The organism is Ruegeria sp. C8, from assembly GCF_056537565.1.
The window spans coordinates 27,751-40,049 of the sequence record NZ_JBQFRV010000005.1 but is presented as its reverse complement, the minus strand read 5'-3'; the positions used below and the strand labels follow the sequence as shown (position 1 = coordinate 40,049).

The following is a 12,299-nucleotide window of genomic DNA, read 5'->3' as shown; positions in this document are numbered from 1 at the left end:
TTAAGAAGTGGTCTAGATCCTCATTCCGCCACAAGCGCGACGACGGCTTCGTGGGGCTGGGAATGAGGGTGATTGGCCAAACGTCTTTTGTTGAATGATCCACGATACATCAACGCGAACACGGGCGGCGTAAAATAGAAGGATACGACGGTCGACAAAAGTACCCCTCCGGCGATGGCCACGGCGAATGGTGGCCAAAATGCTCCACCGCCTATGATTAAGGGTAGGAACCCGCCAAAGGTTGTGACCGTTGTCGAGATGATGTGCCGACTTGAACCAGTCACAACGCGCGCCATGGCTGCTCGGTCGCCTTGGCTTGCGTCAACGTCTTGTTGCAACCCGGTCAGAATTATTATCGCCGCGTTGATCGAAACCCCGATCGAGCCGATGACTCCGATGATCGCAGTAATTCCGAACGGGAATTGCAAGACCGCCAGCGACAGCATTGAAAGGCCTGCAGACAACACGCACACGACCAAGGTCACGAGCGTCAGTCGGAACGAGTTAAAGGTCAGAACGATGGTCGCGATGGAGAGTGTGACAATCAAACCGACAGAGGCAAGCAGATTGCCCACGGTGTTGGATCGGGCATCACTGTCGCCGCCTAAGGACATCGAATAGCCTTGCGGTAATACAAATCCGGACGCTTCAAGCGCTTCTAAAACGTCCTGCAACGCCTCTTCGGGTAAAACACCGGGGACGATAAACGCCTGTATGGTGTTTTCGCGCACGCCGTCCGTTCGGGTTATTACGCTCTCCGCAGGTTCGATCACCGGTCTGGCGAGTTCCGACAACGGCACAGCAGGGAAAACACTAGTGGCGGATATGGCGGCAGCATTGGGCAGCAGGATGGGCATACTGACAATGGCGCTTAGGTCTGATCGCACCTTGTTACCCAGACGAACACGCACCGGCAACTGTTCAGTCCCTTCGATCAGTGATCCACCAGTGACGCCAACAAGCGCCGTGTCCAGCTGACCAGCTATATCCGCCACGTCCAGTCCCAGCAGACGGGCTTTGACCTCATCAATCTCGAACCGGATTTGAGGATTGCCGCCGTTCACGCTGGCGCGCGCCTGCGTCACCAGATCGAGATTGGCCATAACTGAACGCACCTCGTCGCCAAGATCGCGCAAAACCGTGATGTCCTGCCCTTGAATCTTGACTTCAACTGGTGCGTCGACCGGAGGGCCCTGCACGAGACCACGAACGATGATCTGCGCGTCAGGAAAGTCGGTATCCAAACGACCCTGCAAGGCTCCGACAAGGCGGGCTGCGTCGTCGGCTGTGTCGGTCGTGATCATGGCCTGTGCAAAACCGGGCTCGCGTGAACGGTTGCCAACGATGTTGTAGTAGAATGCCGGGCCGGATTCTCCAACCGTCCAATAGACACTTTTGACGCCGTCATCAGTCAGCAGCATCTCATCGATCTGGCGGGCGGTTGCTTCGGTGGTGGCAATTGATGTTCCACCCGGCATGTCGACCTCGATATAGAATTGGTTTCGGTCGACGCCCGGAAAGAATTGCGCGGTCAGCGTTGGAAAGGCCGCAAAGCCAAGCACGGGCAAGACCATTGCCAACGCGATGGAGCGCACCGGATTAGTGACTGACAATCGAATTGAGGCCTCGAACACTCGAGCAAGCGGCGGGATGCCGATACCGCGGCTAAGCATTCCTGCGTCGGGGCGGTCGGACAGTACCCAGCCCGCAATCGCAGGGGTCACCGTCAAGGCCACAATTAGGGACCAGACAAGCATAAGCACCACGGCTATGGCGATGGCACCGACAAAGTCGCCGGCGGGTCCCGGCAACAAGATCATCGGCGTGAATGCGAGCGCCGTTGTTACAGTCGACGCCAGCAGAGGCGCAGCCAACCGGCGAACAGCATCTCGCACGGCTGAAAGTCTCTCCATCCCATCCTGCAAACGACGACGAATTTCATCCGTCATCACGATGGCTGCGTCAACGAGCAGACCGAGGGCAACAATTAGGCCAGTCACGGACATCTGGTGAATTGGCAATCCAATCATGTTCATCGTCGCAAGAGTTGCCAATGAGACAACCGGCAATACCAAGGCCACGATCGCAGCTGCACGAACGCCCAACGTAACAAACAAGACTGCCACGACCAGAGCCACACCAATGGCCATGTTGATCCCAACCTCTGACAAACGATCCGTCGTGTACTGGCTTTGATCAAACAGCAGTATTTCCTGCATGCCCAAAGGCACTGATGCGGCGCCGGCCTCAAGCTCATCCCGTAGAAAGCCTGTCCAGCGGTCGATCTGCACGCCGTCCTGCGCCAGAATCCCCACCAAAACGGAGGGCTTTCCGTTGGCAAATGCGATTGAGGACTGCGGGTCGCGTGCGCCCCGGTCTACGCTGGCAATATCTCCGAGTTGCACCACTGCACCGTCCGCGTTTTCACGCAGGACGATGCTCCGAATGCGATCCAAACTCTCAATTTCTCCGCTGACGCCAATGGTCAGGTCGACATCGGATTGCAGCCGCCCAGACTGAACCTTCCCATCTGCTTCGGCAATCCGCTGGGAAATCTCGGCAGCGCCAAGCCCAAGCGCAGCGGCCTTGTCCATATCGACACTTACGAGCACCTCTTCTTCTGGCTGACCGAAATAGTCGACGGCTCGTGTCGCAGGTATCGCGCGCAATCTGTCACCTAATGCTTCGGCATGACGAGACAGCAAAGTTAATGGGAAGTCGGGGTCCTCGGCCGCAACTGCAATGACAGCGGAATAAGCAGCAATACCCTCGGCATCAAACTCCGGTGGCAATACTCCTGCCGGGAAGTTCTGGCGCGCATCTTCGACGGCGTCCCGAGCCTCGGCCCAAACCTGCTCAATGGTGGCTTCGTCTAGCGTTTCCAGCAATTCCACCGAAACGACAGACACGCCCGATCGGGAGACTGAACTGATCTCATCCAACTCGGCGATCTTTCGCAGCTCTTCTTCGATTTCTGCGGTCACCAGTGCTTCGACCCGTTCGGGGTCTGCGCCAGGAAACTGCGTGGTTACAGTTGCGAAGAGGTTGGTGATCGTGGGGTCTTCCTGTCGCCCAAGCGATAGGAACGAAGACAACCCTGCAGATACAAGCACCAAAATGATCAGGGCAACCAGCCGGGGATGGCGAAAGGTAAGGGTTTCCATCAGATCGCTCCGTTACTCGCCAGTGTTGAAAGCGACGCGCTGACCAACGCTGACCCGCTGCGGCCCCTGATCGATCAGAACGGTGCCTTCCGGAAACGCGCCACGCACAAAGACGCGGTCATCTTCGGCATGCAGCACTTCGACCGTCGCCAGGCGCACAGTCTTTTGCGCGTCGGCAACCAGCAGTGTCCATTGCCCGCGTGTTCCTTCCTTCAGCGATGTTGTGGGCACCCAGGTTCCCGCACTTTGGACAGGATTGAGTACATGCACACGTGCGGTTTGTCCGAAAGCAACGTCGGGAGCGTTTTTCAGATCGAACAGCGCAGTGCGGGTTCGGGTCACCGGATCAATATCGGGTCGCAAGGTTGCAAGCTCAGCCCGGTAGCTTTTAGCTGATATTTCGATCTCAACATCAGTCAGAAGCGCCGGATCAACATCGAGAGGAATACCGATCCGAACCTGCGGCGACACGACCTCGACCATTCCCAGAACTAGCTCGCCCGATCGCAGAGTTTCACCTCCGTCCACATGTCGCGCGGTTACTTGACCGGCAAATGGGGCCTTGATACTGGATTTTTCGATCCGAACGGTCACATCACGCAAGGCTGCATCCAACTCGCCAATCCTGGATAACAATTCATCTTGCTGAGAAACGGCTTCGTCCAAACGGGCTTGACTGGTAAAACCTTGTTCGATGAGTTTCGCGTTTCGCTCGACCGTCTTTCTTGCAAATGCAAGCTGGGCTGCAATGGCATCACGTGATGCTGTCAGACGTTCGCGTTCGACCTCCAGCAGTAAAATGTCCAGTGTCGCAAGAAGTTGACCCTTGGCAACTTCGTCACCCTCATCCACCAGAATTTGATCGAGCGTCCCGTTCAGTTCGAAAGAGATATCTGCCGAACGTTGAGGTTCGACCTGCCCGATGAACACACGGTCGACTGTGTAAGCGCTCTCGGATGTTATCGGCGTCACGGATACCGGGGTCACAGCGGCGGCATCCGGTGCGGGCACCGCCTCCGCTCTACGGGTGAGCTCGGATGCTCCGAAGTGAACAGCAGCCGCTGCGACGGCGATAAAACTGACGGTCACTCCCAGGCGCACAGTGCCGCGTAACACACGTACAAATAGGCTCGGTTTGTTCGCTTCAGTAGATGAATTTGCAGGATTCGGCATTTGGGGACCTCATCAAGTTAGTGTCTCTAACATATGTTAGAAGTTCTCACTTTGACAAGAGATACGTGATCTGGCACATGTTGGATCATGAGCAGCATCGAAAAAAATCATCCGACAAACAGACAAACGGCGGGTCTTTCCGTCAGCAAGAAAGCCTATCATCACGGTGATCTCCGCGCTGCACTGATCAAAGCAACCCGACAATTGGTCGAAGAAAAAGGTCCGGACAGTTTTTCCGTATCCGAGGCGTGCAGACGCGCGGGCGTATCAACTGCCGCGCCTTACAAGCACTTCAAAGATAAGACAGAAATGTTGGTCGCCACTGTTCTTGAGGGAATGGATCGGCACCGAGACAAAATGCTTGCCGCGCTGGAAGGCGTTCCTGAAGGATCTCCCGAGCGTATTACAGCCATAGGGATGGAGTACATTGCCTTCGCGTTAAATGAGCCGGGGATTTTCAGGCTGAAATTTGGCGGCTTCACAGACCGCATCGCGGATCCGCGGCTGGAGGAAGGCGGCCAGCAAAGCTTCGGGATTCTTTTGACTGAGGTCGCAAAATGTCTGGGCGAGCCGGGAATCACAGACGAAGTTCGCCGTCGTGGTTTTTTGTTGTGGAGTTTCGTGCACGGGCTGTCCTTCATTCTGCACGACAAAGGGCTTGCCGAGAAAGGCGAAGAGTTTGATCTTCATACCCTCCTTGAGGACGTTTCGGAAAGAATGCTGAGTTAAGCGTTCTCAAGCCAAAGCGAACGCAACTGACAATTGATGGCGGACAAACAAAATCAGTACATCGCCTACGCCTATACTACTGCTTGGGTTCAAGAAAATGACACTTACAGAAAGCGCATGTCAGTTCTACCGCCAAGGTACTTTTGCAGCTGATGCCAAGCTCACAGAGTCGCTGTTCAGGACGACAACGCCAATTACAAAAATGTCCGTACGCCGGAGATTCACATCAGATATTAACTGTCACCTTCCTGCAAATTTACGCACCACTTGAAACGCAATGCAATTGGCGGCTTACGTTGTAGATCAGTTCTAAGGTCGGCTATGCTTTGTTGCATTGCCTGAGTTTCTCTCTACCCACATCATGGGTTTTTACGCTTATTACAGAACCTCCCATAGGCGAGCAAGAAAACGGCTGGCGAAAGAGTAGACACAAATCATTTGAAAGAACGCGGGACAAATCGCCTGGGACTGCCACTTTGGCGGGGGAAGTAGTGTTTAATTTAACACTTGCCCTGTTTGGCCCACGCTCAGCTTTCCGCCTTTAGCCACCTCAACATAGACACCCATGTCCATATGACCCATCAACTTCCGAATTAGATAGGGTATTTTCAAGTCCCGCTCGGCCGTATCCGGGTTCACTTCAGTGGCTGCACACCTTTTCGTACGCGAGAGTATCTTTAGCTCGACGTCGCCAAATCTAAGAACTGATCCAACTGCGTTAAGCTCAGAAAACGGGCGTAGGCCGTCTATCTCAATATTCGCCCGGAAGCGTGCCGGGTGGATTTCCGCGTTCAGTTGCTCACCCAATCTCTCCACCGACGCCAGATTTAAAACGGATATCGCATTCATCATTTTAGGTGACACGACAGACACATCTGTAAACCGATGAGTAGCAGACGAAACGAAATTTGGCGGTTCGGGATCTTTTAAATCGATCTCTGAAGACAGGAAACTTGCCGCATTCATCCGATCTTCTGGTGCTTGCATATTAAAGCTGTGTGTTTTGCCGCTTGCTTTGATCTTTAGAGTTTGGGTCTCAATATCAAAATTCGTCTTAACGCCTGCTAGTGCAGCCTCATTCAACAGAACAACAAAGCGATCTTTCGGCAGTGGCTGAGGGTTCTGCGCATCGAAACCGGAGTTGTAGCGCGCGAATCCGAACAGGCGATCACCGGGAATCCCTTCTCCTGCTCGCAGCGTCACGGTGTGCATGGGCTCGGCACTCAAACCCTTAATTGGGTACCGGTTTAAACTGACGATAGAGAGCGTGTTCATACGTCTGCACCTGACCAAAAGAGTTATGCACGATCCCCAGTGGTCCGTGCTGTTTGACGCTATCTCCAATTCTCAATGGTATCGACCAAATAATCTGTGAGTGCTTCAAAAGCGGGTTCGCTAAACCTGCTGGACGCATCATTGCCGCGATTGCGGTCTGTACCATTTTTGGTCAACAGGGCCTCAAAAATCCTAGCTGTCAAAAATACATGCGCATCATCGCAAATAAGTAAATTAAATAAAATCAATAACTAAAAAGCGATGTCGACAACCTTCTTTGACTATTTGAGGTACGAACCTCAAAAAATTCTGGACTTGAGGTGCGTACCTCAAATAGCCTTGGAAGTATGCCGCGATTCGCACATCCTCGATTGACGGCGCAAAAAGGGAGGAATGGATGACTTACACAAAACTGGCCTCGGCCAGCGCAATAGTCCTTGCCGCTACTACTCTTTCCACCAAGGCAAATGCTGAAGATCTGACGCTTTGTTGGGCTGCATGGGACCCGGCCAACGCGCTCGTTGAGCTATCGAAAGAATTCGAAGCAGAATCCGGCCATACGATGAACTTCGAATTTGTTCCCTGGCCAAATTTCGCGGACCGGATGCTGAACGAGCTGAACTCTGGCGGTAAGCTCTGCGACCTGCTGATTGGTGACAGCCAATGGATCGGTGGTGGCGCTGAGAATGGTCATTATGTCCAGCTGAACGAGTTCTTCGATGCTGAAGGCATCAGCATGGACGATTTCGCACCGGCCACTGTCTACGCGTACTCGACGTGGCCTAAGGGCACACCAAACTACTACGCGCTGCCTGCGATGGGCGATGCAAACGGCTGGTTCTATCGCAAGGACTGGTTCGAGAACCCAGACATCCAGGCCGCTTACAAAGAGGCTACGGGTCAGGACCTGCGTGAGCCTCAGTCTCAGAAAGAGTTGTTACAGATCGCACAGTTCTTCCAAGGTCGTGAGATCGACGGCAAGACGGTCTATGGGGCAGCAATCTTTACCGAGCGCGGCTCTGAAGGGATCACCATGGGTGTGACCGGAGCGCTGTATCCTTGGGGCTTCAAATACGAAAACACCCCGGGCTCATATGACATGGAAGGCGCGGTAAACTCACCCGAAGCGGTTGAAGCTCTGGAGTTCTACAAGGAATTCTACGAAACGGCGACGCCTCCGGGATATACCAACTCCTACATGGGTGAGAGCCTGGACGCCTTTAAGTCCGGTCAGGTCGCCATGGCCATGAACTGGTTTGCGTTCTTCCCAGGTCTCTACGCCGACCCCAATACGGGCGGTGACAAGATCGACTTCTTCGTGAACCCACCTCAAAATCAGGCAGGTTCGACGCTGGGCGGACAAGGTATCTCTGTTGTCAGCTACTCTGACAAACAGGACGCCGCACTTGAGTACATCAAGTGGTTCGCGCAGCCAGAAGTGCAGGCCAAATGGTGGGAGCTAGGCGGCTACTCCGCACATAACTCCGTGCTGGAAGATCCTGGTTTCGTAGACAGCCAGCCTTTCGCCGGAGACTTCCTAGAAGCGATGGGCGGTGTGCAGGATTTCTGGCAAGAGCCTGCTTACGCGGAACTTCTGCTGGCAATGCAGAAACGCATCCACGACTACGTGGTTGCTGACCAAGGTACAGCTCAGGAAGCGTTGGATCTTCTGATCGAAGATTGGACGGAAGTCTTCGAAGACGAAGGCAAGCTGTAATCCGGACACAGGCCGGAGCGGGTGCAATCCCGCTCCACCTTCACCCGTGAGTCCTACACCAACAAGAACTGGCAAAGAGATGTCTGACAGGACCGTAGATCGCGTTGCACAGGCAACGCCCGAGCGAGTTGCGCGAAAAATCCGGGGATTATCCGACCGCGCGATCGCCTGGATATTCATCTCCCCAACGATTTTTCTATTGCTGGCGATCAACATCTTTCCGTTGATTTGGACCATCCAACTGAGCTTTACCAACTACAAAGCCAACCGGATCGGGCGTGAAGTTAAAGATGTCGGTCTCAGGAACTACGAGCGTATCCTGACGGACTCTGACACTTGGCTGAATATGCAGGCGACGGCGCACTTCCTGTTCTGGACGATCTTTTTCCAGGTCCTGATCGGGTTTGCTCTGGCGTGGCTGATCAACAAGAAATTCAAGGGAAACGATCTTTGGACCACGATTATCGTGCTGCCGATGATGCTGTCTCCGGCGGTTGTCGGTAACTTCTGGAAGTTCCTGTATCAACCTCAGATCGGCCTGTTTAACTACATCGTGTCGTGGTTTACCGGCAAGGACCCATCGAGCTTTGAAATGCTGGGGTCCGTCACGTTGGCCCCATGGGCGATCGTGATTGTCGACACCTGGATGTGGACCCCCTTCGTGATGCTGATCTGTCTCGCTGGGCTGCGCAGCATTCCTGACTACATCTACGAGGCGGCTGAAATCGACCGAGCCAGCAAGCTGCGACAGTTCTTTACGATTACCATCCCGATGGTTCTGCCGTTCCTCATGCTCGCTGTGCTGTTTAGAGGCATTGAGAACTTCAAGATGTTCGACCTGGTGGTTCAGCTCACCGGTGGTGGGCCGGGGTCTGTTACGGAACTCACTTCGATCAACCTAAAACGCGAAGCCTTTGAGAAATGGCGTACGGGCTATGCGTCAGCCTATGCGATCATCCTTTTCGTAACCGTGTTCGGCCTTGCGTCGATCTACGTCAAAGCCCTGAACAAGGTGAAACAGAGATGAGCAGTTTTTCCGTCACTGAACCCTCGAACCGGTCCAAATGGATCGCAGGCTTCCTAGTCATTACTTATGCGCTGATCACAATGATCCCGCTGATATGGATCTTGCTGACTGGTTTTAAGTCTCCGGCCGATGCGATCAGCTATCCACCCAAAGTGGTCTTTGACCCAACGCTTGAAGGCTACGTCAACCTCTTCACCACGCGCACACGGCAGACGCAGGAGTTTCTGGAAGCAAATCCGCCGCAGAACTGGGCCGATGAGATCGTCCGCCAATACGACATGGTGATTGTCGGGCCATCCAAGTTCGGCGAGCGCTTTATGAATTCGGTTATCATCGGATTTGGCTCAACCTTCCTGAGTATCTTCCTTGGTACGCTGGCCGCCTATGCGTTCAGCAGGTTTAAGGTCCCACTCAAGGACGACCTTCTGTTCTTCATACTTAGTACAAGGATGATGCCCCCGGTTGCTGTCGCCATCCCGATTTTCCTGATGTTCAGAAACCTCGGTTTAAGCGATACGCATCTCGGGATGATCCTGCTCTACACGGGGGTGAATATTTCCCTAGCAGTTTGGTTGCTTAAAGGGTTCATCGACGAAATCCCAAGAGAGTACGAAGAAGCCGCCCTTATAGATGGCTACACGAGGTTTCAGGCCTTCTACAAAGTGGTGCTGCCGCAAGCCGCCACAGGCATCGCGTCAACTGCGATCTTCTGCCTTATCTTCGCCTGGAATGAGTACGCGTTTGCCGTGCTGCTGACATCCGCGAATGCGCAGACTGCACCACCGTTTATCCCGACCATTATCGGTATTGGCGGCCTGGACTGGCCTGCTGTGGCTGCAGGTGCCACGATCTTCCTGATCCCCGTCATGATTTTCACCATCCTGATGCGCAAACATTTGCTGCGTGGGATCACATTCGGAGCCGTACGCAAATGAGCGAGTTTCTTACCGGATTGCTACGGCTCCGCCGCGGCCCATGGGAGATGGTTGCAACCATCCTAATCGCACTGGGTGTCTTCATGCTGATGCAACCCTTTGTCCTTTGGGCCTTCACCTACTCTTTCATCGTCACGCTGATCGGAACCGTCATGTTCATCATCGTCAGCCATTTCCCGGAGTAGAAATGGCCCAGATCGTAGTCAAAAACGTAAAAAAGATGTTCGGCGATTTCACGGCTGTCCGCGAAAGCTCGTTCACGATTGAGGACGGCGAGTTTTTCATGTTGCTGGGCCCGTCCGGTTGCGGAAAAACCACGACCCTGCGGATGATCGCGGGGTTGGAGCTTCCAACTTCGGGCGAAATCTATCTGGACGGCGAAGAGATCAGCCAGCGGCCGCCATCAGAGCGGGACATTGCCTTCGTGTTCCAGATGTTCGCGCTATATCCGCATATGAACGTGCGCAAGAATATCAGCTATCCGCTGATATCGCAGGGCATGCCCCGAGCCGCCGTAAAGGCCAAAGTCGAGGAAGTCGCGGGCATCTTGGGGATCAAAGACATCCTCGATAGCCCGGTAGGTGGACTGTCGGGCGGCGACAGGCAGCGCGTGGCGCTCGGGCGCGCAATTGTTCGTGAACCCAAGGCGTTCATGATGGACGAACCTCTTGGCGCCCTGGATGCCGAGTTTCGTGAGCACATGGCCGAAGAACTACGCGCGCTTCATGATCGCATGGGCGCAACTACTGTGTACGTCACACATGATCAACTGGAGGCCATGCAAATGGGCGACAAGATCGTGGTGATGAATAATGCTGTGATTGAGCAATTCGGCACACCTCAGGAAATCTACGACAAACCAGCGACAATGTTCGTTGCGGATTTTATCGGGTCTCCCTCTATGAACTTCCTGCCTTTTCAAGGAAAGGTCGAGCCTGGCTCAGAAATGGTTCGACTGAATGGCCATGACGAAGCCGTGCCCAAACTGATGGAAGGGGCGGAAGGTGACTTGGTTTTCGGCGTACGCCCCGAGCATGTTTTTCTGTCAGACGACAGCGCTTACCGGGCCAAGGTCCTGGCGGCAGAATATCTGGGAACCACCCAGATCGTGACGCTGCAAAGCCCGAACGGAGAGCTGAAAGCCCGGATTGATGCCCGCGAGACCGTTAATCCCGGCGAGACAGTGGGATTGGAGTTCCGCTCCCCCGCGGTAACCCTATTTGAAAAGTCTACTGGGCGCGCGTTGAGGTCCGCTCTGAACGACGAGGTACTAAGCAATGGCTGAAGTCGTGTTGGAGAACATCTCGAAGTCATTCGGCAACGTCAAAGCGGTAGATGATATCTCAATGACGATCCCCAACGGGGCCTTTGTGGTGTTGTTGGGCCCGACAGGTGCGGGAAAAACAACGACTCTGAGATTGATTTCCGGGCTTGAGAAACTGGATTCAGGAACGGTGCGCATTGCCGGGCGTGACGTTGGAATAGATACACCTGCCCAGCGCGATGTAGCGATGGTCTTCCAGCAATACTCGCTGTACCCGCATATGACAGTGCGGGAAAACCTGTCTTTCCCTCTGCGGTCGCCGATCCTGAAGACGCCAGAGGATGAGATCGCAAGGAAGGTCAACGAAGTCTCAGAAATCCTCCAGATCCCGCACAAGCTGGACAACAAAGCCACTGAACTGTCAGGCGGCGAAATGCAGCGTGTGTCGATCGGACGGGCGCTGGTGCGCGATCCGCAGATCTTCCTAATGGACGAACCGCTCAGCTCTTTGGACGCCAAGCTTCGGGCGGATCTGCGGGTCGAGTTGAAGAGGATTCAGGCCGATCTGGGGTCAACCTTGCTCTACGTGACCCACGATCAGGTCGAAGCCATGACAATGGCGACGCATATCGGCGTTTTGGAAAACGGCCGATTGGTTCAGTACGGAACACCCCGGGATATCTATGAAAACCCGGGCAGTGTTTACGTTGCCAGCCGGTTGGGTCTGCCGCGGATCAACATCCTACCGTCCGAGTTGTTCGGAGGCGATCACAAAGGCCCGCAGATCGGCCTGCGCCCGGAAAACATCATTGAAGGCGAAGGTAGCGCGGCGCGTGTGATACGCGCCGAGCATCTGGGAGATCAAACACGGCTGCACCTGGACCTGAATGGTCACCCGGTTGTGACCCTGATTGATGTCCATCAGGACTACCCATCTGGAAAGATTATAAAAATCCGCCCCCACAACCCGTTGTATTTTGACGCGTCCGGCGCGCGCGTGAATTAAGGAGCAAAA

The 12,299-nt window shown here is 54.3% G+C and carries 10 protein-coding genes; 7 read left to right on the top strand and 3 right to left on the bottom strand.

The window, feature by feature from the left end; translation table 11 throughout:
• Positions 1 to 20: 20 nt before the first annotated feature.
• A complete protein-coding gene (locus tag ACR0KL_RS08515) occupies positions 21 to 3,164 on the bottom strand; it encodes an efflux RND transporter permease subunit (protein WP_480776877.1) in 3,144 nt (1,047 codons plus the stop codon).
• A 12-nt stretch (positions 3,165 to 3,176) separates the two neighbouring features.
• Entirely contained in the window at positions 3,177 to 4,253 is a 1,077-nt protein-coding gene (locus ACR0KL_RS08510; RefSeq protein WP_480776876.1) for an efflux RND transporter periplasmic adaptor subunit, read from the bottom strand.
• Between the two features lie 171 nt (positions 4,254 to 4,424).
• On the opposite strand from ACR0KL_RS08510, the gene ACR0KL_RS08505 reads away from it, so the two are divergent.
• Positions 4,425 to 5,066 (top strand): TetR/AcrR family transcriptional regulator, encoded by a 642-nt coding sequence (locus ACR0KL_RS08505; RefSeq protein ID WP_170678213.1) that lies wholly within the window; start codon positions 4,425 to 4,427, stop codon positions 5,064 to 5,066.
• 495 nt (positions 5,067 to 5,561) lie between these two features.
• On the opposite strand, the gene ACR0KL_RS08500 is transcribed toward ACR0KL_RS08505, so the two are convergent.
• The gene (locus ACR0KL_RS08500) at positions 5,562 to 6,341 is read right to left on the bottom strand and encodes an MOSC domain-containing protein (RefSeq protein ID WP_170678215.1); all 780 of its coding nucleotides are present in this window, start codon (positions 6,339 to 6,341) and stop codon (positions 5,562 to 5,564) included.
• A gap of 397 nt (positions 6,342 to 6,738) precedes the next feature.
• Here ACR0KL_RS08500 and ACR0KL_RS08495 point away from each other — a divergent pair, with 397 nt between their 5' ends.
• The 6 genes from ACR0KL_RS08495 (at position 6,739) to ACR0KL_RS08470 (ending at position 12,290) form a co-directional block, all read left to right on the top strand.
• Positions 6,739 to 8,058 carry an ABC transporter substrate-binding protein gene (locus tag ACR0KL_RS08495; RefSeq protein WP_170375848.1) on the top strand — a complete coding sequence of 440 codons (1,320 nt, stop codon included), beginning with the start codon at positions 6,739 to 6,741 and terminating at the stop codon, positions 8,056 to 8,058.
• Positions 8,059 to 8,137: 79 nt separating this feature from the next.
• On the top strand, positions 8,138 to 9,085 hold the full coding sequence (locus ACR0KL_RS08490) for a carbohydrate ABC transporter permease (RefSeq protein WP_155150124.1): 948 nt from the start codon (positions 8,138 to 8,140) through the stop codon (positions 9,083 to 9,085).
• A complete protein-coding gene (locus ACR0KL_RS08485; protein ID WP_170678217.1) occupies positions 9,082 to 10,020 on the top strand; it encodes a carbohydrate ABC transporter permease in 939 nt (312 codons plus the stop codon). Before ACR0KL_RS08490 ends, ACR0KL_RS08485 begins: the two co-directional genes overlap by 4 nt.
• Complete coding sequence (locus ACR0KL_RS08480) at positions 10,017 to 10,205, top strand: hypothetical protein (RefSeq protein WP_155150119.1); 189 nt, start codon at positions 10,017 to 10,019, stop codon at positions 10,203 to 10,205. Before ACR0KL_RS08485 ends, ACR0KL_RS08480 begins: the two co-directional genes overlap by 4 nt.
• A 2-nt stretch (positions 10,206 to 10,207) precedes the next feature.
• Positions 10,208 to 11,305 carry an ABC transporter ATP-binding protein gene (locus ACR0KL_RS08475; protein WP_170678219.1) on the top strand — a complete coding sequence of 366 codons (1,098 nt, stop codon included), beginning with the start codon at positions 10,208 to 10,210 and terminating at the stop codon, positions 11,303 to 11,305.
• Complete coding sequence (locus ACR0KL_RS08470) at positions 11,298 to 12,290, top strand: ABC transporter ATP-binding protein (protein WP_480776875.1); 993 nt, start codon at positions 11,298 to 11,300, stop codon at positions 12,288 to 12,290. The genes ACR0KL_RS08475 and ACR0KL_RS08470 overlap by 8 nt, the downstream gene beginning before the upstream one ends.
• Positions 12,291 to 12,299 lie beyond the last annotated feature (9 nt).